Source organism: Anaerosporobacter faecicola (assembly GCF_012070565.1).
Classification (GTDB): Bacteria; Bacillota; Clostridia; order Lachnospirales; family Lachnospiraceae; genus Anaerosporobacter; species Anaerosporobacter faecicola.
On sequence record NZ_JAAQRO010000009.1, the window covers coordinates 64,031 to 90,814 of the forward strand.

The following is a 26,784-nucleotide window of genomic DNA, read 5'->3' on the forward strand; positions in this document are numbered from 1 at the left end:
AAAGTACCACCAATGGACTTTATTGGAAATATAATAATAATAATAATTCCTATAATTATTTCTTGAAAATTTTTTATCTATCCGTTATGATGAAAGTATAGTTCGAAGTTAATCAGTTTATGTTTACATGAAACAGGACTTTACAAATATGATAATGGATTTAGTAAGAAAGGATCGATGAATATGTTAGAAGTTGGAATGAAAGCACCTGAATTTACATTACCAGATCAAAATGGACAAATACATTCGTTAGAAGAATTTCGAGGTAAGAAGATTATTCTATATTTTTATCCGAAGGATAATACACCTGGTTGTACAAAACAAGCTTGTGGATTTTCAGAATTATATCCTCAATTTATGGAGAAAGATGCAGTAGTTATAGGAATTAGTAAAGACAGCGTGGCATCACATAAGAAATTTGAAGAGAAGTTTGGATTATCATTTCTATTATTAGCAGATCCAGACTTAGAAGCAATCAAATCTTACGATGTGTGGCAAGAGAAGAATATGTATGGAAAGAAGACGATGGGTGTTGTTCGAACCACGTACTTGATTGATGAAACTGGTATGATCATGAAAGTTTTTGGTAAGGTAAAAGCAGCACAGAATCCGCAAGAGATGCTTGAGGAGTTACAATAATGAGGATTATTATCTCACCTGCTAAGAAGATGAATAATCGTGCAGATGAATGTGGGATACAAGAATTGCCGGTATATATTCGTGAGACTGAATTAATAATGAAATGGTTGAAACAGCTATCGTTTGATGAAGCGAAAAGTTTATGGGCTTGCAATGACCAACTAGCAGAACTTAATTATACACGGTTTCAGAATATGGATCTGTATAAGAATTTGACACCAGCACTTCTTGCATACGAAGGACTGCAATATCAGCATATGGCACCAGGTGTATTTTCAGAGGAGGCGATCCATTATGTGGAGAAAAATCTTAGAATCCTGTCTGGGTTTTATGGTGTTCTTAAACCATTTGATGGGGTTACACCTTACCGCTTAGAGATGCAAGCAAAGGCAAACATAGGGGAAAGCAAAGGACTCTACCAATTTTGGTCGGATAAACTATATCATGAAGTATTCGATGAAGATCGAGTGGTAATTAATCTTGCTTCGAAAGAATATTCCACATGTATTGAACGTCATTTATCTGTCGAGGATCATTTTATAACTTGTGTATTCGGGGAAATGAAAGGTGAAAAAATTGTTCAAAAAAGTACCTTAGCAAAGATGGCTCGTGGAGAGATGGTTCGCTTTATGGCAGAAAATAATGTGAAATCACCAGAAGAAATAAAGGAGTTTCATGAACTTTCCCTTGTATTTCAACCTGAATTGTCAACGGATCAACAGTATGTATATTTGATAAAAAAGTAAGGAAATGCAAAACAGTTACATAGCTTCTCATGGAGAAGTATGTAACTGTTTTTGGATATGGAACGAAGTTGCTTTCCATGCTAATCCAAGCTTCAATTCAACAGATGGGATACAAGAAGGTTATTCTTAACACAAGTCAGAGAAATCTTAGGGTCCAACATGTTTATGAATAACTAGGAAAAGGCGTGTTTTTTGGTGGGAAAATATATTGAATTAAGATAAGATCGGAGTGGTATTATGGATACAACTAGATATATTTTTAGGAACATGATATACTCTTTTACAGAAAATAATCATATTCTAGAAACATGTTTGAAGCAAGGAACATATGATATTTTTGAATCATACATTTTATTTAAGAATTTAGGGTAGAGATATAAGGGAGGCTGTCGTATGGATTATAAGAAAGCAGCAGAACATTGGAAAAAGAAAGATGCTGAGAGCATAAAGATGAATGAGCAACAGTTAATGCACAGACAGTCTCTTGTTGTAACGTAATGAGAAATTGTTATTAATGAGGGGGGGATTCGTTATGGAACGACCAATACTTAGTAAACAACTAGATCAAACAACATTTCGTAGTTTTTATTATCGAAAAGAAGAATTAGTAGACTTTTGTAGAATGAATGGTTTACCCACTTCTGGCGGGAAGATTGAGATAACAGACAGGATTGCGTATTTCCTTGAGACTGGAAAAATCATAGAGAAAGCCAGATCTATGAAGGAAGGGACAAAAAAACTGGAAGCAAAAGCCAAAGAAGCAAATAGAATAACAGGAGACATTTTGGAAGATACCAGAATCGAACCTAATTTTGTTTGCTCTGAAAAACATCGAGTATTCTTTAAGGAACATATCGGAAAAAGTTTTACATTTAACGTTGCTTTTCAGAAATGGTTAAAGCGAATACAGGGAAAACATATCGCGATGCCATTATGGCATATAAGCAGATTCTACAGGAGAAGAAAAATGGAAAAACAACCATTGATCCGCAATTTGAATATAACACCTATATTCGAGATTTCTTTGCAGATAACGATGGAATCCATAATGAGAAACGAACATTGAAAGAGGCGATCCAATGTTGGACATATAAAAAACAGTTACAAGGCCATAATAAGTATGAACGAACGGACTTAGCTGTTTTAAAGTGATTGAAACAATTGTATTATGTTTACCATTTGGAGGAGAATATTATATGAATATTAGTTTTACAAATGCCCTTGCTCGAAAGATTACAGCTAAATATGAGGAAAAACAACAAGAAAAACGCAAGAAAGAACAAGGACAACATTTTCTTGTTGCTAAGATGGAGGCAACATTTTCTATATTGTTTACTGGATTTGCTATCTTTTTGTTGGTTTGCTTAATCATAATTTCTTTTCTTATCCCGTATATGGTTGAGACAGAAGAAGATCGGATGGTACTGCTGTGGTTGTACATTGTGTCAGGTATTATGATTATTTTATGTATGGGAACCACCATCTATTATCGTTCTTGGAAGTTGACAAGGTTTCCAGATCGTTTAGTTATCCGAAAGTTATGCTTTCATAAAGTGATTAAACTTTCAGATATAGAGGCAGCTATGAGAAAAGGGAAAGTGGCAAGACGAACGAGTCGATTCTATTATTTGCCTTATAAAAATGGGTATTACAAGGTGAATATATCCCAAACTCAATATACAATATCCATTCTTGATGATGTACTACAAGATTTAAGAGCGGACGAGAAGATGAGTTGTAAGAATTAATACATAACAAAAAGACGGAATATGAATAAAGACTACTCCTTTTGGATACCAGAAGGATGTAGTCTTTTTTACTATAAATCCAAACTATTTGGAGAATTCTTATGTAATTCCATCGGAAAGAGAGAACAAAAAGGAGTAGTAAAGGTATACAAAAGAAGTAGAATGTTACTCTTTTTTTGTGATTGTAGAAGAAAGGAATTCGAGATATAAATAATACATCAAACACAACAACATATGTGTTGCAGCACAAAGACAAAGAATAAAGTGCATTGTATGACCTTTTTTTACATAACAACATGTGCTAGTGCACAAACAAAAGCAAAGGAGAGATGGATATGACAGGAGAAGAAGTAAAAGAATTATCAAAGAAATACGTATTACAATCTTGGAGCAAACAAAAGTATACAAATCCAATTCCAATAGAAAAAGCAGAAGGAATATACATGTATGATTATGATGGCAACCGCTATACAGATATGTCAGCACAGTTAGTCAATCTGAATGTAGGGTTTGGGGATGAAGATATTGCAGATGCAATCAAGAAGCAAGTTGATCAGTACTGTTACTTAGCTCCTTCCTATGCAGTAGAATCTAGAGCAACCTTAGCGAAGATGATTGTTGATCTTCTTCCTGATAATTTCGGAAAAGTATTTTTTACCAATGCTGGTGCAGATGCCAATGAGAATGCAATTAAGATTGCTAGAATGTATACAGGAAAGAATAAAGTGTTAAGTAGATATAGAAGTTATCACGGTTCTTCCTTTGGAGCAGGTAATCTTACTGGTGAACCAAGAAGGTTTCCATTGGAACCTGGTATTCCTGGGTTTGTAAAATTCTTTGATCCCTATATCTATCGGGAAGCCATTGATTTTCCATCAGAAGAGGCTGCTACAACATTTTACTTAACAAAATTAGAAGAACAGATTAACTATGAAGGCGCAGATAGTATTGCAGCGATCGTAATGGAAACAATCACTGGATCGAATGGAGTTATTATTCCTCCAAAAGGATATTTACCAGGAGTAAGAGCGTTATGTGACAAATACAACATCGTAATGATCTGCGATGAAGTAATGGCAGGCTGGGGCAGAACCGGTAAGATGTTCGCATTCGAGAATTTCGATGTAAAACCAGATTTAGTTAGTTTTGCAAAAGGAGTTACCTGTGGATATGTTCAATTAGGCGGCGTTGCTGTTAGTAAGAAGATTGCAGAGTATTTTGATGAACATCTGTTATCCTGTGGACTTACCTATAGTGGTCACCCACTTGCATGTGCAGCCGGAGTCGCTTGTGTGAATTATTATACGAAAGCAAGTATTCTGGAGAATGTAAATAAAGTTGGCAAAGTATTAGGAGAAATCCTAGAAGAAATGAAAGAAACATACAAATGTGTAGGCGATGTTCGATATATTGGTTTATTCTCCGCAATCGAACTTGTGAAAGACAAGAAAACGAAAGAACCGTTGGTTGCTTACGGAAAAGATCCACAAGGAATCATGGGAAGCATTGTTGGAAAATTAAAAGCAAAAGGATTTATGACGTACTCTCATGAAAATATGCTCTTTGTAAATCCACCTTTGATCATTACAGAGGAACAATTACGAGATGAGATGAAAAAGATGGCGGAAGTATTACAGGTTGTTGATGAAGAATATTTATAGAAAAATAGTATAAGTAACAACGAAAGCAGGTGAGATAATGGCACAATTTACAGTTCCATCTCATATTGTAATGGGACAGGGAGCACTGAATGAAGCAAAACTTTACATCAAATCCTATGGAAAGAAAGCATTAATCGTTACAGGAAAACATGTTGCAAAATCAGAGATGATGAAGATGTTACAGGACATGCTGAAAGAAATAGCGGTAGAATATATCGTATTCGATGGAATTACAGGAGAACCGAATGATCAAATGATCGATGCAGGAATCCTTGCCTATACAGAGAATCAATGTGATTTCCTAATCGGTATTGGAGGAGGAAGTCCACTTGATTCAGCAAAAGCAATTGGTGCGATGATTACGAATCCAGGAAAAATTGCAGATTATAACGGCAAAGAAATTCCCAATAAGATACCACCTGTTGTAGCAATTCCCACCACAGCAGGAACCGGATCGGAAGCAACTAAGTTTACAATCATAACCGATTCGAAAAAAGATATTAAGATGTTACTGAAAGGAGACTATCTCATACCAGAATTAGCAATCCTCGATTATTCCTTTGGTATGACGGCTCCAGAAGAAGTAACAGCAGCAACAGGATTAGATGCACTAACCCATGCGGTTGAGGCATATACGTCTAAAAAAGCCACAGTAATGACAGATACCTTGGCAGTGTCAGCAGTTAAGAGAATTGTTCGATTCTTGCCAATCGCTTATCAAGACAGAACGAATACAGAAGCCAGACAGGAGATGGCAATTGCTGCTTTAGAAGCGGGAATCTGTATCAACAATGCAAGTGTTACACTTGTCCACGGGATGAGCAGACCAATCGGTGCACTATTTCATGTACCTCATGGAATGTCCAATGCGATGTTATTATCCAAATGCATGACATTTGCAGCAAGTGAAGTTTCAGAGCGACTTGCCGTATTGGCAAGAGCAACAGAAGTGGCAACGAAAGAAGATTCCGATAAAATTGCAGCAGCAAAGTTTGTGGATCAATTGGAGAAAATCTGTGCAATCTGTAAGATTCCAACGTTAAAGGAATATGGAATTGATCAGAAGACATATGAAAGTTCCATTGATAAGATGGCAACCGATGCTATAGCAAGTGGAAGCCCAGCTAATACACGAAAAGAAGTGACAAAAGACGATTGTATCCGATTGTACAAGGAGTTATACCAGTAGAAGATCCGATAAGTAATATTATCTGGTTAGGATATCAAAAGTCTACATTTCATTTAATTATATGAGATAAGTTCATGTTTGTATTAATTGAAGTAAGTTCGTTTTAGTAAGGAAGTTTGAGTTATTAATTAAATAGTAGGAACAAAAAATGCGTGACAAAGAGGTCATCAAGAAATCTCTTTGTCACGCATTTTGTCATTTACGCAAGTAATGATGCCAATACCATGCTTGCACGTGTATTCGCATATTACATAGTACAGGAGGAGTCGATATGAGTGAGATGTTAAAAGAAGAATGGAAGAAGGAAATTGAGATTAAGATTGATGATGTGTGTATGTCCTTCAAAGATAACAGTGGCAATGATGTACAGGCCTTGAATCACATTAACCTTGCTATACACAAAGGTGAATTCATCTCTCTTCTTGGTCCTTCTGGATGTGGTAAAACTACATTACTTCGTACCATTGCAGATCTATTAGAACCAACTACAGGAAAAGTCAGAATTAGTGGGATGACCCCAAAAGAAATCCGTTTGCAACAAAAGTTCGGAATCGTATTCCAAAGTCCCGTATTGTTCGAATGGAGAACCGTTAAAAAGAATGTAGAGCTTCCTTTAGAAATCATGTACTGGAGTAAAGAGGAACGATCCAAACAGGCAGATAAGATGTTGGAATTGGTTGGACTTACAAAATTCGCGGATCATTATCCGAAACAATTAAGTGGTGGTATGCAACAAAGAGTAGGTATTGCAAGAGCATTTGGTATCAAACCCAACATTCTGCTGATGGACGAACCGTTCTCCGCATTAGATGAATTTACAAAAGAAAAATTACATGATGATTTACTAAAGATGTGGAGAGAGACGAATAAAACCGTTATCTTCGTAACCCATAACATTCAGGAAGCAGTTTATCTGTCAGATAAAGTCTGTGTCTTGTCTCCACACCCAGGCAGATTATCAGCAGTTGTTGATATCGATTTAGAAAGACCACGAAATATTCGTATGAAAGAATCGCAGCATTTTACGGATCTTGTAGCCAAAGTAAGAAACAGTTTTGAAGGAGGGAGCCTATGAGTAAAGCAAAGAAGATTCTCTCATCAAAACCCCTGATCATGATGGTATGGTTTCTTGTGTTGGTTGTCCTTTGGGAAATAGGTGCGAGCAACATGGAGAAAACAAAGCGAACCCCAGAGAATATTCTACCACATGTTTCACAGATTGTTGGATCTGTGACGGATGGCAAGTTGGTGAGTAACAATATGACAGCAACGCAGATAGTTTTGAAAAGTGCAGGAGCAACGTTAGAACGAGCGTTGATCGGTTTCTTATTCGGTTCAGTTTTTGGATTCTTAATGGCACTGCTCATGAAATTATCCAATCTTGTGGAAAAGACCATTTTCCCTTATCTGATGCTTATTCAGATGATTCCCATCATTGGTATGGCTCCAATCATTTTGGCAATTACCCATGATATTGGAACAAGCCGAATTGTGATTGCAGCAATCCTCACATTTTATCCAGTTGCGACGAATACGTTAGCAGGATTGAATTCCGTTTCCAAAGAAAAATATGAACTAATGTATTCTTACGCAGCGAATAAATGGACTATCTATAAAAAGGTGTTGATTCCTTCTTGCATACCTTACTTTTTTACGGGATTAAAGATTTCTGCACCAATGGCAATTACCGCTTCCATCTTGGTGGATACGTTGCAAGGGGATGGAGGGCTTGGCTGTATGTTATCCCAATCACTAAAACATGCCATGAGTATATACGTATTCTGGCAAATCGTTTTCTTCAGTGCCATCATTGGAATACTAAGCAGTGTGTTAATGGGATTTATTGAAAAATTAGTTTCTCCGCAGATGCGACAATTCCGTCAAAGCCGAAAACATAGAAGCAAAGCCTAAGAAAGGAGGCAATTGTATGATAAAGAGAAAAAAGAATGTGTTTGTTCGTTTTATTACGAACCCGAAAGTACAACCCTTTCTAAGCGTGATCTTACCAGTGGCATTAGGACTATTCATATTCATATTGTGGCAAACCCAGGTATTACATAAGCTTCTTCACACGGATACATTTACATTGCCACTACCGAGCCAGATCAATCAGATCATCGGAGATAATATTCCAAAGATTATAACCAATGTAAAATCGACGGTATTGGTAGCAGTAATTGGTTTAACAATTGGTTCCTTGATTGGATATCTGATCGCCGTGATTGCAACGGTATTTCCCAAATGGGGTGCAGGCGGATTATCAATCGTGGCTGCATTCAATGCGATTCCAATCGTTGCATTAGCACCTGTAATGACCAATTGGACAAAAGATGTCAGCAAGGATGCAAGTGTACGAAGTATGGTTGCAAAGATTTTGGTCGTAATGATCGTTTCCATTGCCACAATGAGTGTAAATGCGTATCGAGGTCTGAATGATCTTCCGGTATTTTCCCTTGATTTGATGAAATCATATGCAGCAAAACGAAGAATCGTATTCTTGAAACTGCGATTACCGAACAGTGTACCCTATATATTTACCGCACTTCGTGTAGGTGTTCCTTCCAGTGTAATTAGTGCTATTGTTAGTGAATATTTTGCAGAATATATAACAGGTGTTGGAAGGCAGATTCGAGAGAATATTGTTATCGCACAATATGCAACCGCTTGGGCCTATATAGCAGTCGCCTGTATCATTGGTATTAGTATGTATTGTATATTGATGATCTTTGAGGGTATTTTGCTAAGAAACAGAAGATCGTAATGAAGATTACGAGAGTGTTACTGGCTGAATATAGAGTAATTTCAAGCTTTGAGACCTAAATGAAACTAGTTAATTTGATGAAAGGACATGGTGATGATATGAGAGATATGAGAAGATGCAGAACAAAAAAAATGAGTGCAATACTTATGGTAGCAGTATTAACAATGGCTTCTATGAATGGTTGTAGTAGTAAGAAAGAGACAACGAAAACGAACCAGACGAACCAAACAACAGAGGCTACAACAACGTCACCAGAAGGAACGACAGCAGCTGACACGAGTGAGGCAGGAGTGATGTCCAATGAAGAGATTATTAAACAAGCGGCTTCCGAAGGAAAAGTAGGAAACTGGGGACTTGGTAATGAATATGAGATTCAGGCGTTACTAACAAAGTACGGACAACCAATTACCTATCTTAGCCAGGCATTTGATATGGACGGTTTTGATGATGATTCCATCAGTTTAGCTTCTGCAATGACATTTAATGAATTAGGACTTGTGAAGAATAGTTATGATGGCGGATATAATTACGGAAATACCGTTGGAACCATTGATATGAATGAGGAAGGAGTTGCTATGTTAGAGGATAATATCTTCTGTACAAAAGCATTTGCAATGGCAAATCCAAACACAGTAAAAGCGTTCATCTATGCATCGATGCAAGGTTGGAAGTATGCGTGTGAAAATCCGGAAGAAGCAGCAGAAATCGTTTACAAATACGGTTCCTCTGTTTCACCAGATCATCAAGCTTATATGGCAAGTGAAGTAAAGAAACTAGTTGAGACAGACATGCAAGGAAGTGCAGTTACAGAGCTTGGTAAAATGGATGAAGCAGCAATGCAACAGACATTACAGTTAGCGCAACAATACATACAACTTGATGACGCGACAGCAGCAGACAAATTAAGCAAACTTACCTTAGATGATGTGAGAGACACTTCTTATTGGGAAGCAGCAGCTTCTTCTACGGACGGAAAATTCGGTGATCTGGAAAAAACAGATGTAACAATTCAATTAAAGTGGCTTCCACAAGCACAGTTCATGGGTTACTATGTAGCATTAGAAAAAGGTTACTATAAGGAAGTTGGTCTAAACGTCGATGTTGTTTCTGGTGGTGGAGATATCAGTGAAACAACGGCAGTAAGCAATGGAACAGTAGACTTTGGTGTTACATGGTTAGCAAACTTGATCGCAGCGAATGCAGGCGGTATGGATCTGTTAGAAGTATCCCAAGTATATCAAAGATCAGGTCTTGTCTTAGTTTATAAGCTAGATACATTTACAAAATAGAGAATAACTCAAACTTCATACTTGAATGTATGGAACGCGTATGTGGTTGTGATATTTAGTTGGGGTCAATCCATGGATTGATCCCAGGATCTAAGAAAATAGAAGGTAAGGAATTACCTAAAAGATAATGAAACAGAAGGGATGGATGAAATATGGATTTGCTAATAAAGAATGGAACGGTTGTTACAGCAAAAGAAAGTTTTGTGGCAGATGTAGCAGTAGATGCAGGGAAGATTGTAGCAATAGGAAAGGACTTACCGATGGAAGCGAATCAAGTAGTAGATGCTACGGGAAAGTTAGTGCTACCTGGTGCACTGGATGTGCATACCCATTTGGCAATGCCATTTGGTGGAACAGTTTCTGCAGATAGTTACTTATCAGGAACAAGAGCCGCTGCTTGTGGTGGAGTTACCACCGTATTTGATTATCCAGTGCAGCACAAAGGAGAAACCATCTTAGGATTGGTGAATTCGAAGAAAGCAATTTTGGAAAAAGAGGCATGCGTTGATTATGCGTTTCACTGTTGTATTACCGATCTGAATGAAGGTACGATTCTTGAAGAGATGGAAAAGGCAGTAGAAGAAGGAATCACAAGCTTCAAATGCTTTTTAGTATACAAAAAAGAAAATATGATGGTTGATGATGGAACGTTAGCAAGACTGCTACTTCGAGCGAAAGAACTCGGTGCTATGATTAATGTTCATGCAGAGAATCCAGATTTAATTGACTTAAATATAGAAAAATTCCTGGCAGAAGGCAAAACAAGTGCCTGGTACCATTACCTAAGTAGACCAGAGTTTGTGGAAGCAGAAGCAGATAAGAGAGCTGTGCACTGGGCAACGCATCTTGATGCACCAATCTATCTTGTACATATGGCAGATAAAGAAGGATTGGAGGCTTGTATTGATGCAAAGAAGGCAGGGCATGAGGTTTATGTAGAAACTTGTCCACAATATCTGGAATTTACTTGTGATGTATACAAGAGAGAAGATGGTAGGAATTTCGTATGTTCCCCTCCAATGAAAGGGCAAGAGAGCCAAGATGCATTATGGGAAGCTTTGAAAGCTGGATTTATCGATACCATAGCAACTGATCATTGTCCATTCCAAAGTTTTGAAAAGGATTGGGGAAAAGATAATTTTACAAAAATTCCGAATGGTTGTGCAGGTATTGAAAACATGTATCCATATATGCTTGATGCAGCCAATGCAGGAAAGATTTCGTTTGAAAGAGTTGTTGAGTTATGTTCTACAAATCCAGCAAGAATCTTTGGTTGTACAGAGAAAGGTTCTCTTGCAATTGGAAAAGATGCAGATATCGTGATTTATGATAAAGACAAAGATTTCACCATTCATGTTGAGAATATGCATTCTGATTATGATCATACCATTTGGGAAGGAAAGCAATTACATGGATATCCGGTACAGACCTATTTACGAGGAAACCTTGTATATGACAATGGTGAATTTGTTGGTGAAGTAGGAGCAGGCAAGTATGTGAAACGAGTTCGTAAAGCAAATTAACTAGATCAAAGGGAATATCAATAAAGGGATATATACCAGGATTTTAATGACGAATAAACAATTGATAAAAATGATGGTAGAAAGATGAATGGAGGCGATCCGTATGGTAGTAATAGACAGAAAAATTAGTACATTAACAAATGCTTGCTTTCTTTGTGAAGACCCAACTTGTACAAAGGCATGTAGAAAGCAACTTGATCCAGCTAGAGTAATCCGCGCACTTCGCTTTGAGAACATGCAAGGTGCCAGAGCACAGATTACAGAAGAATCCACTTGTGAAACATGTGAAGAGAAAGCATGTATGAGTGCCTGTGTGAGATCGCAATATGATCATCCTGTTGCAATTGACGAGATTATGAAAGCTACAAAGTTGTTGCCAGTTCAGGAGGACATGCAGAAAATTGACCTGACAACACAAATCTGTGGTGTAACATGTGAGAATCCATTTTTCTTATCTTCATCAGTGGTTGGTAGTAATTATGAAATGGTTGCGAAAGCATTTGATATGGGATTTGCTGGTGTTGCATTTAAGACAGTAGGCATGTTTGTTCCTAAAGAAGTTTCTCCACGGTTTTCACAGATTGAGAAGGAAGGTGAAAAGTTCGTTGGTTTTAAGAATATTGAACAGATTTCTGATCATACGCTGGAAGAAAATCTTGGATTCTTCCGTCGGTTAAAGAAGGAATACCCAAGTAAGATCATTATTGCTTCTATTATGGGACGAACGGAGGAAGAATGGACCAAACTTGCAACATTAGTAGAAGAAGCTGGAGCAGATATCATTGAATGTAACTTTTCTTGTCCTCATATGAGTGGCTCTGGTTTAGGAAGTGATGTGGGAACAAATCCGGAGTTGGTACATCTCTATACCAAAGCGACGAAGAAAGGAACCACATTACCAGTGCTAGCAAAGATGACACCGAATATCACCAATATGGAGGTTCCAGCCAGAGCAGCAGTGGAAGCGGGTGCAGATGGCTTGGCAGCAATTAATACGATTAAGAGTATCATGAATGTGAATTTAGATACCTTCGTATCAGCCCCTGAGGTAGTGGGAAGTTCTTCTGTAGGTGGATATTCTGGTAAGGCGGTTAAGCCAATTGCCCTTCGTTTCATTCATGATATGAAAGTAGACCCGATGTTAAAAGAGATTCCAATCAGCGGAATGGGCGGTATTACAACATGGAGAGATGCGTTGGAATTTATTGCAATGGGTTGTTCAACCGTTCAGATTACAACATCGGTTATGGAATATGGATATCGGATTATTGATGATTTACTTGATGGTTTATCACGATATATGGCGGAACATAAGTTGGGTAAGATTGATGAAATTCTAGGAAAAGCACTTCCTACTGTAGTAGCAGCCGAAAGCCTTGATCGTGACAGCATTTGTTATCCTAAGTTTGATCGGAAACGCTGCATTGGCTGTGATCGTTGTGTTGTTTCTTGTTACGATGGTGGACACCAGGCATTATCCGCTGGAAACGATCGAAAACCAGTTATGGATGCAAAGAAATGTGTGGGCTGTCACCTTTGTACCACAGTTTGTCCAGTGGATGCGATTTCAATGGGAGCTAGAGTGAGGAAGGTCAAATAAACAGTTTTGCAACAGGAATGTAGAGAATAATAAATAACATAATCAAAATCAAGTACATACAAGATTATAAAAGCTCAATTAGAAAGGGAACGGTGATTATTATGTATACATGTAGTTTAGAAAGAATGACAGATAAGATCAAAACATTTTCACAATTTGGAGACGCTGGACATGGTGGAATTACAAGATATTCGTTATCGCCAGAAGCTTTAATGGCAAGAAACGAGTTCAAGAAACGAATGGAAGCAATCGGTGCAATTATTGAAATTGATGATGTAGCCAACATGTATGCAACACTTCCAGGTAGTGATCCAAAAGCAAAACGTATTGTAATGGGTTCCCATGTGGATTCTGTTAAGAATGGTGGTAACTATGATGGTATCTTAGGTGTTATGTCTGCTATGGAAGTACTAGAAACGGTTGCAGAACAAAAGATACCACATAAGCATCCATTAACAGCGATGATTTGGACGAATGAAGAAGGTTCTCTGTATCCACCAGCAATGATGTGTTCCGGAATTGTTTGCTATGATTATATTCCAGAAGACATTCGTGTGAAATTCAAATACGAAGATATGATGAAATCAGCAAGTATCCTAGATCCAACAAAAACATTTGGAGAAGCACTTGAAAAATCAGGCTTTAAAGGGGATAAGAAGTATCGAATCTCTCCTGAAAATTATCAATACATGTTCGAAACGCATATTGAACAAGGACCAATTCTTGAAGATGCTGGAAATACCGTAGGTGTAGTTGACTGTGTACTTGGAATGTTCAATTACCGTGTAAAATTCTATGGACAAACGGTTCATGCTGGAACATTTCCTATGCCAAAGAGAAGAGATGCGTTCTATGCAGCGTCCATGGCTTTATGTTACTTACATGAAGAAATCGATAAGTTAGGTGTTACGGACCTGGTATATACAACAGGTGAAGTTGTATGTCATCCATGTGTCCATACATGTGTACCTGATTTCTTTGATTTCTCCATCGATGCGAGACATGAAGATCCAAAGGTACTTGAAAAAGTTCTTGCAATCGTTAAGAGTGTAGCAGATCGGGAATGGAATGGCTGTATATGTGAAGTAACAAAAGCATGGAATCGTGATACCGTTTACTGGGATAAGAAGCTTGTATCTTATGTAAAAGCAGCAGCAGAAGAAGTAGGTGTAAAACATCAATACATTCACTCTGGAGCAGGGCATGATGCACAATTCGCAGCATACATGCTACCAACTACGATGATCTTTGTACAATCAAAAGATGGTTTATCTCATTGTGAACCAGAATACTCATCACCAAAACATTGTACCGATGGTGCAACGGTCATGTTAAATGCAGTATTGAAAGCGGATGCGGAATAAGCAAGTAAGGAGGGATTGCAATGAAGAATTATGTAATCACGATTGCGAGAGGATTTGGAAGCGGTGGCAAAGAGATTGCAACGAAACTAGCAGAAGAATTGCAGATTCCATGTTATGAACGACAGATTCTTACCATGGCATCCCAGATGAGTGGAATTGATGAGAGCGAATTTGTAACGGTGGACGAAAAACTAAGAGGTTCTTATCTGACCAATCTACTAAAAGCTGTCCCATTTAGTACGGTTGTTGAACCTACTGAAAAGGATTTCGTATCGGATACAAATCTTTTTAATATTCAGGCAGAGATTATTCGGAATCTTGCTAAGACGGAATCTTGTATCATTGTTGGAAAATGTGCCGATCATGTATTACGAAAGTATGGGAATGTAATAAGTGTCTACATAGAAGCACCAAGGTACGCCTGTGTTACTTCTATTATGAATAAGATGAACGTTACTGAAGAGAGAGCGAACCAACTGATTAAGAAAACAGACAAATATAGAAGTAATTATTACAAGTACTATACTGGCGGAAAGGATTGGACAAACCCAATCAATTATGATCTGGTCTTGAATAGTGAACGAATTGGAAGAGACAAATGTGTTCAATTGATAAAGGAATATATACCAATTAAGTTATCCTAATCGTTAGGAGTGTTGCAATATGGCATTAGACCTTCAAAAATTATGTCAAAATGCAGATTATCTATATGGAATGCGTGTGTTAGCTGGTGAGGATGGAATGAATACCGTTGTACAATGGGTACATACCATAGAAGAAATTGAAGTTGGTAATTTTCTGCATGGTGGAGAGTTAATCTTTACTACTGGAATTGCATCCAATGGGAAGGAGTGGTTACTTCCTTTTGTCAAGAAAATAGAAGAGAAGCAAGCAGCAGGACTTGTTGTAAATGTTGGTCCATACATTGATCAAGTACCATGTGAAGTTTTAGAGTATGCGAACGATCGAAAATTTCCAGTACTAGAAGTTCCATGGAAGACAAGGCTCGTTGACATCACCAGAGACTTTTGTAATCAGATTATTAGGGAGGAACAGAAAGAGGAGCAAGTTGCAGATGCATTTAGAAACTTGCTCCACTCATCCCATATGGATGAGAATCAGATTTGTATAATTGAAAAATATGGTTTCCGACGAGAAGCGCAATACTGTGTTGTTGCCGTAAGATTGATAGAGCGGGAAGATGATTCTGCAAGAAGTAAACTATATCACATTATTCAAGAGAATATAGAGATTCTAGCCGGACAGCTTAGTTATTTCCAAGAGAAAGAACAGATTTATATGATCTGCATCGGGTGCGACAGTAACCGTATAGAATTTGTAATTGAAAATGTCGTTCAGATGTGTCATAATAAAGGTATTGATTTATATGTTGGAATTGGACCTAATGTTGATACGATTTACTTATTAAAGAGAAGTTACGATCGAGCAATACGAGTAATGACTTTATCACAAAATACAGATCACAAGTATTTGGTTTATGACAAACTAGATAGTCGTAAAATACTAATCTGTGTGGAAGAAACAATGATTTTACAAGAGTATTATAAGGCGACATTAGGTATGCTAGAAGATTACGATAAAGAGCATGATACGAATTATATCCAGTTGCTAAAGCGATATATTACCAGTGATGGAAGCATTCAGCGAATTGCAGAGGAAGAAAATCTGCATCGTAATACGGTTAATTACCAACTAAATAAAATTAAAAAGATAATAGAGAACGAGATTGGCACATTTGACGATAAGTTCCGTTTGATGTTAGCATTTCGTATAAAAGAGATATCTCAGTGAGGAGAACCACCCTTGCTGAGATTTTTTTTTTCTCTATTAGGAGTACCATGTGAAAAGAATATTCACATGGTAATTTGTGTCTTGGACAAAATCGCAGAACGATAGAAAGGAAATGGTGAGTATAGTGAGTGAATCATGGTATGGAAAATTAGCTGTTATCAGTGATATTATATTGAAAATCTATGCAACACATCAAGTAGGAGACATGGCAAACCGTTTATTTGAAGGAATGCGTATGTTTGTTGATTTTGATGCAGCAGATCTGTATCTGTATAATGAAGCAGAAGAAAACTATACCTTATGTTCTTCTCTGCAGTATCATGCAAAGGAACATACAACAAGTGAAGAACTAGGAATTGATCAGTCGCTTCTGGAAAAGAAGATTAATTTAGTATATCGAGATTCTGATTATATGACGGAACAATTGGAGAATAAAAAAAGTCATAATTCGATGTATCGACGGAACCAATTCCAATATGGATTGCATATGTTACTTGTTTATGAAGCGAAACAGGTTGGAGTAATCAATCTGTATCGTTTTATGGGGAAACCGGATTTTGATTATGATGAATTATCCGTTTGTAATATGTTGAAAGAGCATCTTGCTCTCCGGCTAAGCAGTGAAGTAATGGCAGGAATAGAAATAAAATATACAGTAAGTGAAGTAGTAGATCGTTTTGGATTGACGCCTAGAGAAACACAGGTATTAAAGAATATGTTAGCGGGGAAAGACAATTATCAGATTAGTGATGATATGATGATCAGTACATTTACGATTAAGAAACATATTCTAAATATCTATCGCAAATTAGAGATTAGTAGCCGTACACAACTTTTTAAGAAAGTGAAGGAATATGAATAAAAATTCGCTTGTAGAAAAACGGATAATCATGGAAAATCTTCTTGTATTATGCTATGATAAAGGTATCAAATAATCACAATGAAAGCTTGGAAGATGTAGGATTCATCTAAAAAAATGTAGTTACATAGCAAATGATGCGAGCATAACGAGTTGTGGGAAATGAGGTACAAGTATGAGTTTACAAGAAGATTTAGAACGAATTTATACAGCATTATTCAGCTTAATCCCAATGGTGATTTCGGTTAACCTTACAAAAAATCAATATAAGAAATTAAATTATATAAATTATCATGTGTCCGATCGTAATGAGTCAGATGTATTTGATGATTTTCTTTCTTCAGGGGCTTTGACAATCCCACTAGAAGAGCGACAGATCTTTATGGATACATTCTCCCGTGAAAACTTGTTGAAGGCTTATGAAAGAGGTCAAAAAAAGGTTGAACTAGAACATAGACAAGTTGGTGATGATGGAGTTGTTCGATGGATACAGACACAAGTAATATTCGTAAAAAGTAGTGAAGAAGGTGATTTATATCAAATCACGTTGGCACAAGATATCAGTAAAAAGAAACAACAGGAAATACAATTAAAACAAGCATTAGATGAGGCAAGTAAAGCGAATCATTCAAAGAGTGATTTTCTTGCTCGTATGAGTCACGATATTCGAACGCCATTGAATGCAATTATTGGATTAACAGCATTACTTTATGGCAGACAAACTTCGTATGGATCAAGTGTTCTTTAATATATTGTCCAATGCTGTGAAATTCACTCCAGAAGGTGGAAAGATTTCTTATTATACAACTAACTCAATTATAGATGATAAATTAATTTCTACAGATTTTATTGTTGAGGACAATGGAATTGGTATGTCCCAGGAGTTTTTAGAACATGTATTTCAGTCCTTTGAACAGGAAGATAACCAATATTCGGCAAATCTAAAAGGCAGTGGACTAGGCTTAAGTATTGCTAAGAGTCTAGTAGAATTAATGGGAGGATCCATAACAATTGAAAGCCAAAAGAATATTGGTACCAAAGTAACAGTACATCTTATGTTTACCCGTAGTAACATTGAGAAATCTGAAAAGAAGAAGGATTCCTCTCATGAGGTATATGCAAAAACTTCTTGGGAAGGGAAGCATATTCTTCTTGTTGAGGATCATCCATTGAATGTGGAAATTGCAACAAGACTTCTTGAAAAAGTTGGGTTTGTTGTAACACAAGCATTAAATGGACAAATTGCCGTGAATGATTTCAATGCATCAAAGGAATCCTTTTATAGTGCCATATTGATGGATATTCGAATGCCTGTTATGGATGGAATTGAAGCTACGAAGACAATCCGTGCTTTAAAGAGATTGGACGCAGGATCCGTACCAATTATCGCTATGTCAGCCAATGCTTATGAAGAAGATGTACAGAAATCCATATCGGTTGGTATGAATGAACATCTTGCAAAACCAATCAATCCAGCATTATTATATCAAACATTAGAAAGATATATATAAGAATGTGAGTAGGTATCTTTACACAATATTAACATTATATGTATAATATGTCGTAAATTTGACACAAAGATCTTCTATAGTATGGAGGGCTCATAAGCCAAAAACATATCGTATAGAAGGAAAGGTGAAAAAATGAAAAAGAAAGGAATATTTCAGTATGTATCAAAGGTGACCTTGATGCTTTCACTGGCTGTTTGCTTCACTGTATCAGCGAAAGCAAAAACCATTACGGATGCAAAAGAAGGGAAAACTTACAAGATCGACCTTGATCAAGATGGAGTAAAAGAAAAAGTAAAGTTAAAACATGTCACACAGGAGGATTCTCCGGATAACGTATATGGAGAAGTCTATATTGATGGAAAAAAGAAGTATACCACTGATACGGAAGCCTATGGTTATGGAATTAATATGAAATTCGTTACTTGTGGTGATCAGGTTTTTATTAATTTGAGCCAAGAAACAGATAATGATATTTTGTTGATCAACAAATTGCTGTATCTAAAAGAAGACAAATTAATTGAGGCTGTTGATTTTAAGAGTGTTGAGTCAGGAATAAGAGGTTGTGAAATAACTTCTGCAAAAGAAGGAAAGATTATTGTACGTTGCGAAGCACAGCCAAATCAACTTGCTTCAATTTTATGGAATTCCACCTATATTGTTGATGGAACCAAGGTTACATTAAAGAGTCATGTACATAAAGTAAAAAGTGGGATACCAGATCGTTCTGTCTCATCTTTCGTTACGAATAAGAAACTTACTTTTACAACAAAAGTAGGGAATAAGACAACGGCTTTCAAAGTTGGTGCTGGGAAGAAGGTACAGTTAATTAGCATCGTGACCAAAGGGGATAAGATCTATGGTTACTTCAAGTATGGTAAGAAAAAAGGATATGTACGCGTCGATCCTTACTATGAGAAAGCATACTTTAAAAATGTGTATAAGTATTTAGCAGGATAAATAGATGAGTAGGAATATGCATTTGCATAAAGATAGCGCTAAGAAGGAAGAAAATTCCATATTTGTATTGACTATCAGAAAATGGTCTGTTACTATGTTGTTATAAAGAAAGAGCAAAGATGTTCGAACGAACATCTTTGCTCTTTTTTTGTACAATCGCTCAAAATCTGCAGTTATTCGAACATAATCGTACTGCTGTTTGAGTTAATCATATGGAGGTGCTTTTTTATGGGTAATTCGATGATTATTGATACAATGTGGGTGTTTCTTGCTGCAATTCTTGTTTTCTTTATGAATTTAGGATTTGCAGCAGTGGAAGCAGGATTTGCAAGAGCAAAGAATACAGTTAATATCTTGTCCAAGAATTTTATCGTGTTTGCTATTTCCTCGTTTGGTTTTTTGTTCCTTGGTTGGGGGTTGATGTTTGGAGGAGATAATCCATTAATAGGTACGCAACATGTATTTGTTTTAGGTAATGTAGATCTATCGTTTTACGATAATACATTAACCACCAATGTACCGTTTTGGGGAAAATTCTTTTTTCAACTTGTGTTTTGTGGAACGGCTGCAACAATTGTTTCAGGTGCTGTAGCAGAACGAGTGAAATACATTTCATTTATTTTGTTTTCATTGGTTCTAACACTAGTTGTATATCCAATTGTTGGTCATTGGATTTGGGGAGGTGGTTGGTTAGCAAAGCTTGGTTTCCTTGATTTCGCTGGTGATACTGTAGTTCATTCTGTTGGTGGCTGGGCTGCTTTATCAGGTGCTTGGATTTTGGGACCAAGAATTGGGAAATACGATAAACATGGAAAAGCAAAAGCAATACCAGGTCATAATATGTCACTTGCGGTAATTGGTTTATTTGTTTTATGGTTGGGTTGGTTTGGATTTAACCCAGGTTCTACAATGAGCTTTCAAAATCCTTCTGATGTAATGCATATCTTAATGACAACAAATACAGCTGCAATCGCTGCTGTGATTACATCAACCATAGCATCATGGATTATCATTGGAAAACCGGATTTAGGAATGACGATTAATGGTTGTCTGGCGGGACTTGTTGGAATCACAGGTAGTTGTGCGTATGTCACGATTGAAGTAGCTATGTTAATTGGTGCAATTGTTGGTGTTGTAGTTGTATTTTCTGTATTATTCTTTGATCGAATTCACATTGATGATCCAGTGGGTGCGACTTCTGTTCATCTATGTTGTGGAATATTAGGAACGATATTTGTAGGACTTTTTGCAAAAGAAGGAGTAACAACACTTGCAACAAAAAATGGACTGTTCTATGGCGGTGGATTTACGTTGTTAGGTATTGAAATCGTTGGAATATTGGCTGTGGGAGCCTTTGTATTCCTTTCTTCTTCTATCATATGGACGGTTTTGAAGAAAACAATAGGTATTCGTGTTACACCAGAAGAAGAAATTGCTGGTTTGGATATTGGAGAACATGGGAATCTTGCATATCCTGATTTTACAACAGTTTCTATGGAATCAGAAGATTCACTTCCAAGGAGCCTTGTTTCAAAAACAGAAGCAGTACCAGTTGTCGACTACAAGCAATCAGATTCTAAGATGACGAAGGTTACGATTATAACCAATCAAACCAAATTCACCGAATTGCAGGATGCATTGGAGAAACTTGGTGTCACTGGTTTGACGGTAACCAATGTATTTGGTCATGGTATGCAAAAAGGTCATCAAACGTATTTTCGTGGAGCACCGGTTGATACAAGATTATTGCCAAAACTAAAGATTGATGTAGTAATATGCAAAATTCCTACCAAAGTGATCGTTGAAACGATTCAAAAAGCTCTATATACGGGCAAAATTGGTGATGGTAAGATTTTTGTCTATGATGTAGAAGACGTTATTAAGATTCGAACCAATGAACATGGATATGAAGCGCTTCAAGATGAAGAATAAGTAAAGTTAGATCTTCCAAAACAGGTAATTGGGATGCCTGTTTTGGAAGATCTTTTTAAAGTTTTCTTTGCTTTTTTAGTAACTGCATGTTCAGCCAGATAAAGAAGAGGAGGCTAACAGTAAAGTAGAGAAGGTCAAACTTGATGGAAGAAAGTCCATTTCCTTTCATCATAACTTCAATCATGGCATGTGATGTGTAGTGGAGTGGCATGATGTAACCAAACTTGCTGAATAAACCAGATATCTGGAATAATCCACATAGGAAAATCTGAGGAAGGATGATGATGGGAATAAATTGCACCATCTGAAACTCACTGTTTGCTATAGTCGATAAAAGTATACCTAGGCTTAATGCATGTATGGCGGTAAGTAAGGTGATGAGTAAGACAAGCCAGATGTTTCCATGACTAGGAAGTCCAAGTACATAAACAACAAAAAATGTGATCAAGGATGATTGCAAAATTGCTATGATACCAAATCCTGCAAGATAACCCATGATGATCTCATAACGTCGCATGGGCGTGGATAGTAATTTCTCTAGTGTTCCAGAAGTACGCTCGGATAAGAATTGAATTCCGGCGATCAAGAATACGAAGAAATATACGATAATCCCAATTAATTGTGTACCGAATTTGTCAAAAAGACTGCTAGTTGCATCCCCTACTTCATAATGTATTTCAAAATGCATGGAATGACTTGCGGGTGCTTGTACTTGCTGTTCAAAAGCCCTTTTTACCAGTTGTTGTATTCGGCTAGAAACGGAGGAATCTACCCCTAATAAGTATAATGTAACAGAATCAGAAGATGCATCAATTGCAGCGTCAATCGTTTCTTCATTTAGTGCGTTTTCTATCGCATCAGGTGCAATCTCTTTTATATTAATTGTATAATCTGTTTGATCTTGTAAAGTTTGAACAACACCTTCTGGTGCCTGTATGATACCAATGGTGTATTCTTTGTTCTCTGAATTTAAAATGAAATAGATTAAGGTAAGAACCAGAATCGGTGCGAATAAGATCAGAGCCAGCGTACGTTTGTCATGAAACATTTGTAGTATGATTCGTTTGGTAATTGCTTTAATTCGCATAAGAATACCCTCCATTCTCTTGTTTTTCGCTAAAATGTACAAATGCTTCTTCCATCGTTGTAGTTCCAGCAGCTATTATTATGGACTTAACGGAACCAGAAATTAGGATCGACCCTTCTCGCAGCATGGTTAATTCATCACATTGATTTACTTCGTCCATTACATGTGTGGTTACTAGAATGGTAACACCTTCATCACGTAAGAGACGTAGCTGTTTCCAGATTGCCTGACGAAGAAGCGGATCAATTCCTACTGTTGGTTCATCTAATAACAAAACAGCTGGTTTTGGTAAAAGAGTAATTGCTAAAGACAATCGTTGTTTCATTCCTCCTGAGAATGCTGATATCGGTTTTTTTAGATCAGCGGTCAAGTTTACGAGGGAAGCAACTTCATGGATTCGCTCTTTTCGAAGAGATCGACTTGGAATATAGAGAGAACCAAAGAAATCAAGATTCTCATAAGCACTTAAAGTTGGATAGAGTGCAGCAGATTGCGCCATATAGCCAACTTGCTGCATACATGAAAAATCTGGCATTTCTTTGCCTAATATAGTAATTCGACCACAGTCTGGATTACTGATTCCAGCGATCATCTTAACTAAAGTAGATTTTCCACAACCAGAAGGACCCAATAAGCCATAGATCATGCCGCGTCCGATATTAAGTGAGATATCGGATAAGATGGTTTTTCTACCAAACGATTTCTTTACGGATTCAATTGTTATGCCAGATGTGGAACTTGTTGAAGAGTTGTTTATCATAATAGTCACCTGTCCTTTCTAATGGATTTTTATTGGAAGATCGTTGTTTCAACGTTTTGTATCAATCCAACATCTAATTAATCCAACATGGTGTTGCAACATAGAATAGTATACGGTAGAATACACCTTAATAAAACAAACAATATTTGAAAAAATGTTGGATTCAGGATTCCTATTAATTCATGCAAAGGGAGGAAATTAAGATGGCGAGAAAAGCAGAACATACCAGTGAGGAAACAAAACAAGCAATCATAAAAGCATTTATCGAACTATATCGGGAGGAGCGCTTAGAGAAGATTACGATTCAGGCAATCACGAAAAAAGCAGGTGTAAACCGAGGGACGTTTTACTATTACTTTCAAGATATCTATGAGCTTTTGGAATCATTAGAACAGCAATTTGTTGAACGGATCCAACGAGCAATCCAACAAATTATTAATGGAGTTTTACAGAGTGACCTTCCCATGTATGTTGAACAGTTGTTGGCATTTTATAAAGACAATAAAGTATTATTGGAGTTATTCTTTCTTCAGAGACCAAATCGTAAGGTACTAGAGTGCGCAAAACAGTATGCGATGTCGTATGCCTTATCCCATCTAGGGTTATCTCCAAACAATCTTTCAAAAGAAGAGGAGTGTATTATAACGTATATGGCACATGCTCAGATTGGATTAGTTTTGTTTTGGTTGGAAAACAATCAAGAAATTCAGATTGAGCAGCTGGCCAATATCATGGTGAGAGTAAACCAAGAGGGACCAGTAACAACATTTAAAAGTCTTGAACGAAAGAAGTGATAATAATAGGATGCAAGGCTATTATCTGTTAAATTAGCAAATGTTTAGTTGAAATCAGTAGATAATAATGTTATTATTAGCATTCAGTACTATTTATGAAGAAATATGGAGGTACACGCAAGCGTGAAAACAGTAACAGTAAAAGAAAGAAAATTTGATACAAAAGAGAAAAGAATCCAGCTCAATAATAAAATTAGTTTATTGATCTTAACCGTTATGTCTGTAATTGTTGCTGGAGGGATGATGGTGCAATTAGGTTCTGGTTCTGTTGAACGACCAATTAAAGTCCTTCTTCCATCCGTGTTAATGGCAATAAGTGTTGCTATTGGTTGGGGGTTATACATAAAAGATAACCAATACAGAAAATTAATCGTAATTCCAAATGCAATGTATACTTTTGCGTATATTTATCTGGTGATTACAGCTAATAATTCCTTTGTTGTGATGCATGCATTTCCAATTGCAATTGGAACATTGCTCTATTTTGATAAGAAGTTTCTGACAATATTGACTTCTGCTATTACACTAGTAAGTAGCATACGAATCTTGCTCGGTGTAATGGGACAATATCCGGAAGAATTGACAACGACTATTATGTCTTGTGGGATTGCAGGGTTAACAGGTATTATTATTATGATAGCAGGAAGAATTTCTGTTCAATACAATCATGATGCAGTTCATGCGGCAAAAGATAAAGAAGGTTTACAAAAACTTATATTAGAGGATGTTCTTAACATTTCTGTAACCGTTAATGAAGAAGCAAAACGCCTTAATGATGAAATGAATGAATTAGAGAATTCATCACGTTTTGTTTCGAATGCAATGGATGAAATCTTGGAAAGTACGAAAATGACTGCAACAAGTATTGAAGAACAAACCCTCATGACACAAAATATTCAAGAAACGATTGAGAAAACATCCCATGTTTCAAAAGAAATGTTAGAAGCGACAAGCCAATCAAAAGAAGTGGTTGCGGATAGTTTAGCAGTTGTAAAGGATATGAAAGATCAGGTAATGATCATTGGAGATACCAATGCATCAGTAACAGATTCTATGGAACGTTTGCAAGGGAAGATGCAGGAAGTTAAAGAAATCGCCAAATTAATCTTTGGTATCTCCAATCAAACGAATCTTCTTGCCTTGAATGCATCCATTGAGAGTGCAAGAGCAGGAGAAGCAGGCAAAGGCTTTGCTGTTGTAGCGGAACAGATCCGTTTACTTGCAGAACAGACTAGAAAATCAACGGAAGAAATCGCAGCGTTGATTGGAGAATTGGAACAGAATGCGCATGATTCGGCACAACGTGTAAATGATTCTTTAGAAGCAACGTCTAGACAGAATACTCTCGTTGTACAAGCTTCCGAAAGCTTTGAAACAATTGATCACCAAGTTGGCATATTAGTAGAACAGGTTCGTATCATGGATCAGATGATCTCAAATTTAAAGAGTGCCAATGACAATATCGTTGATAATATCAATCAATTATCTGCTACTAGTGAAGAAGTAAATGCAAGTGCAGAAGAATCAGCGAATACGACGCATCATAATGAAGAAAGTACTAGAAAAGTAAAAGAAAAATTCAGCAACGTATTATCCTCAATCGGTGAAATCGACAAATACTTACTCGAAAAAAATGAACAAGATTGACTTATTCGTGGAAGAAGAATACTATTATGATACAAGACGGAAAAATCATTTTTCACATTGTAAGAATCAATTTTGGGAGGTCAACATGAGTAAAGTAAATCATATAAAAATGCAAACATCCAATCGTTTTCTTAATTTGTATGAATTAGAAGCAGAACATAGAGATGGCAGAATTTCGCCATATTTTCTAGCTTCTCGATCAGAAAAGATAGAAGATTTGAAGATATCTACAGGTAAGAATTCTCCAGACGGGGTTGCAATCTATGGATTATATGGGGAAAAGAAAGACAAGGTAGCACTTGTGAAACAATTTCGCTATCCCATCAATGATTACATATATGAATTCCCAGCAGGTTTGGTAGAACCAGGAGAAGACGTACAGCAAGCTGCTGTTAGAGAAATGTATGAAGAAACAGGATTAACACTCACCCCTGTTCCTTGTAGTCAGGAATATCAGAAAGCATATTTCACTACGATTGGTATGACGGACGAATCCTGTGCAACTGTTTATGGTTATCTTAGTGGAGAACCTACAAATCGACACCAGGAAGCAGCAGAAGATATTCAGGTGATCTTAGCGGACCGAGAAGAGTGCAAACGAATCTTAAAGGAAGAAAATGTGGCAATCATATGTGCTTATATGTTAATGCATTTTATTCATGATACGGAAGAACCATTTGCATTTTTAAAATGATTTTACAAGTTGAGAATTACAGAAAAGTTTCATAAGATACAATAGAATGAATGCTCCTATCAATAGCCAGAGACAATGATTGGATAGAAGTAATTGATTCATCAAAAAAACAACGGTATTGATTTTCCGTTGTTTTTTTGTTAATTCACGTTTGTACACATTCATATACAATGGGATCAGGGATAGGAAGTATGGAATTGCAACCAAGAAA

Annotated in this window: 25 protein-coding genes and 1 pseudogene; 24 read left to right on the forward strand and 2 right to left on the reverse strand. The window is 36.8% G+C overall.

The window, feature by feature from the left end:
- Positions 1-183 precede the first annotated feature (183 nt).
- The 21 genes and pseudogenes from bcp (at position 184) to HBB17_RS05150 (ending at position 21,591) form a co-directional block, all read left to right on the forward strand.
- Positions 184-639, forward strand: coding sequence for a thioredoxin-dependent thiol peroxidase (gene bcp / locus HBB17_RS05050; protein ID WP_167956633.1), 456 nt, complete (start codon positions 184-186; stop codon positions 637-639).
- Positions 639-1,385, forward strand: a complete 747-nt coding sequence (yaaA, locus tag HBB17_RS05055) for a peroxide stress protein YaaA (protein WP_167956338.1) — start codon at positions 639-641, stop codon at positions 1,383-1,385. Before bcp ends, yaaA begins: the two co-directional genes overlap by 1 nt.
- Positions 1,386-1,414: 29 nt before the next feature.
- Entirely contained in the window at positions 1,415-1,558 is a 144-nt protein-coding gene (locus tag HBB17_RS05060) for a GNAT family N-acetyltransferase (RefSeq protein WP_167956339.1), read from the forward strand.
- 359 nt (positions 1,559-1,917) lie between these two features.
- Positions 1,918-2,537: pseudogene (locus tag HBB17_RS05065) on the forward strand (DUF6434 domain-containing protein).
- A 44-nt stretch (positions 2,538-2,581) separates the two neighbouring features.
- Positions 2,582-3,133: a hypothetical protein gene (locus HBB17_RS05070; protein WP_167956340.1), complete on the forward strand. Its 552-nt coding sequence runs from the start codon at positions 2,582-2,584 to the stop codon at positions 3,131-3,133.
- A gap of 335 nt (positions 3,134-3,468) precedes the next feature.
- The gene (locus HBB17_RS05075; protein ID WP_167956341.1) at positions 3,469-4,794 is read left to right on the forward strand and encodes an aminotransferase class III-fold pyridoxal phosphate-dependent enzyme; all 1,326 of its coding nucleotides are present in this window, start codon (positions 3,469-3,471) and stop codon (positions 4,792-4,794) included.
- A 34-nt stretch (positions 4,795-4,828) separates the two neighbouring features.
- Complete coding sequence (locus HBB17_RS05080; RefSeq protein WP_167956634.1) at positions 4,829-5,983, forward strand: iron-containing alcohol dehydrogenase; 1,155 nt, start codon at positions 4,829-4,831, stop codon at positions 5,981-5,983.
- Between the two features lie 271 nt (positions 5,984-6,254).
- Positions 6,255-7,058, forward strand: a complete 804-nt coding sequence (locus HBB17_RS05085; RefSeq protein WP_167956342.1) for an ABC transporter ATP-binding protein — start codon at positions 6,255-6,257, stop codon at positions 7,056-7,058.
- Positions 7,055-7,894: an ABC transporter permease gene (locus HBB17_RS05090; RefSeq protein WP_167956343.1), complete on the forward strand. Its 840-nt coding sequence runs from the start codon at positions 7,055-7,057 to the stop codon at positions 7,892-7,894. Before HBB17_RS05085 ends, HBB17_RS05090 begins: the two co-directional genes overlap by 4 nt.
- Before the next feature lie 16 nt (positions 7,895-7,910).
- Positions 7,911-8,744: an ABC transporter permease gene (locus HBB17_RS05095; protein ID WP_167956344.1), complete on the forward strand. Its 834-nt coding sequence runs from the start codon at positions 7,911-7,913 to the stop codon at positions 8,742-8,744.
- A 59-nt stretch (positions 8,745-8,803) separates the two neighbouring features.
- Positions 8,804-10,033, forward strand: coding sequence for an ABC transporter substrate-binding protein (locus tag HBB17_RS05100; protein ID WP_330588158.1), 1,230 nt, complete (start codon positions 8,804-8,806; stop codon positions 10,031-10,033).
- A 152-nt stretch (positions 10,034-10,185) separates the two neighbouring features.
- Entirely contained in the window at positions 10,186-11,556 is a 1,371-nt protein-coding gene (gene hydA, locus HBB17_RS05105; protein WP_167956345.1) for a dihydropyrimidinase, read from the forward strand.
- Positions 11,557-11,659: 103 nt separating this feature from the next.
- Positions 11,660-13,156, forward strand: a complete 1,497-nt coding sequence (gene preA / locus HBB17_RS05110) for an NAD-dependent dihydropyrimidine dehydrogenase subunit PreA (protein ID WP_167956346.1) — start codon at positions 11,660-11,662, stop codon at positions 13,154-13,156.
- A gap of 101 nt (positions 13,157-13,257) precedes the next feature.
- On the forward strand, positions 13,258-14,520 hold the full coding sequence (locus HBB17_RS05115) for a Zn-dependent hydrolase (protein ID WP_167956347.1): 1,263 nt from the start codon (positions 13,258-13,260) through the stop codon (positions 14,518-14,520).
- A 20-nt stretch (positions 14,521-14,540) separates the two neighbouring features.
- Entirely contained in the window at positions 14,541-15,164 is a 624-nt protein-coding gene (locus tag HBB17_RS05120) for a cytidylate kinase-like family protein (protein WP_167956348.1), read from the forward strand.
- A 19-nt stretch (positions 15,165-15,183) separates the two neighbouring features.
- Positions 15,184-16,332: a PucR family transcriptional regulator gene (locus HBB17_RS05125; protein WP_167956349.1), complete on the forward strand. Its 1,149-nt coding sequence runs from the start codon at positions 15,184-15,186 to the stop codon at positions 16,330-16,332.
- A gap of 124 nt (positions 16,333-16,456) precedes the next feature.
- On the forward strand, positions 16,457-17,194 hold the full coding sequence (locus HBB17_RS05130; RefSeq protein ID WP_167956350.1) for a helix-turn-helix transcriptional regulator: 738 nt from the start codon (positions 16,457-16,459) through the stop codon (positions 17,192-17,194).
- Positions 17,195-17,366: 172 nt separating this feature from the next.
- Positions 17,367-17,939 carry a histidine kinase dimerization/phospho-acceptor domain-containing protein gene (locus tag HBB17_RS05135; protein WP_167956351.1) on the forward strand — a complete coding sequence of 191 codons (573 nt, stop codon included), beginning with the start codon at positions 17,367-17,369 and terminating at the stop codon, positions 17,937-17,939.
- On the forward strand, positions 17,902-18,702 hold the full coding sequence (locus HBB17_RS05140; protein ID WP_167956352.1) for a response regulator: 801 nt from the start codon (positions 17,902-17,904) through the stop codon (positions 18,700-18,702). The genes HBB17_RS05135 and HBB17_RS05140 overlap by 38 nt, the downstream gene beginning before the upstream one ends.
- 132 nt (positions 18,703-18,834) lie before the next feature.
- Positions 18,835-19,659, forward strand: coding sequence for a hypothetical protein (locus HBB17_RS05145; RefSeq protein ID WP_167956353.1), 825 nt, complete (start codon positions 18,835-18,837; stop codon positions 19,657-19,659).
- Positions 19,660-19,887: 228 nt separating this feature from the next.
- Positions 19,888-21,591 carry an ammonium transporter gene (locus HBB17_RS05150; protein ID WP_167956354.1) on the forward strand — a complete coding sequence of 568 codons (1,704 nt, stop codon included), beginning with the start codon at positions 19,888-19,890 and terminating at the stop codon, positions 21,589-21,591.
- Between the two features lie 55 nt (positions 21,592-21,646).
- Here HBB17_RS05150 and HBB17_RS05155 read toward each other — a convergent pair whose 3' ends face one another.
- Both HBB17_RS05155 and HBB17_RS05160 read right to left on the reverse strand, forming a co-directional pair.
- Positions 21,647-22,678, reverse strand: coding sequence for an ABC transporter permease (locus tag HBB17_RS05155; protein ID WP_167956355.1), 1,032 nt, complete (start codon positions 22,676-22,678; stop codon positions 21,647-21,649).
- Positions 22,668-23,438, reverse strand: a complete 771-nt coding sequence (locus HBB17_RS05160) for an ABC transporter ATP-binding protein (protein ID WP_167956356.1) — start codon at positions 23,436-23,438, stop codon at positions 22,668-22,670. The genes HBB17_RS05155 and HBB17_RS05160 overlap by 11 nt, the downstream gene beginning before the upstream one ends.
- Before the next feature lie 203 nt (positions 23,439-23,641).
- On the opposite strand from HBB17_RS05160, the gene HBB17_RS05165 reads away from it, so the two are divergent.
- From HBB17_RS05165 to HBB17_RS05175, 3 genes are all read left to right on the forward strand, one after another.
- Positions 23,642-24,232 (forward strand): TetR/AcrR family transcriptional regulator, encoded by a 591-nt coding sequence (locus HBB17_RS05165; RefSeq protein WP_167956357.1) that lies wholly within the window; start codon positions 23,642-23,644, stop codon positions 24,230-24,232.
- Positions 24,233-24,355: 123 nt separating this feature from the next.
- Positions 24,356-25,879, forward strand: a complete 1,524-nt coding sequence (locus HBB17_RS05170; protein ID WP_167956358.1) for a methyl-accepting chemotaxis protein — start codon at positions 24,356-24,358, stop codon at positions 25,877-25,879.
- An 85-nt stretch (positions 25,880-25,964) separates the two neighbouring features.
- Positions 25,965-26,573, forward strand: coding sequence for an NUDIX hydrolase (locus HBB17_RS05175; protein ID WP_167956359.1), 609 nt, complete (start codon positions 25,965-25,967; stop codon positions 26,571-26,573).
- Positions 26,574-26,784: the final 211 nt, after the last annotated feature.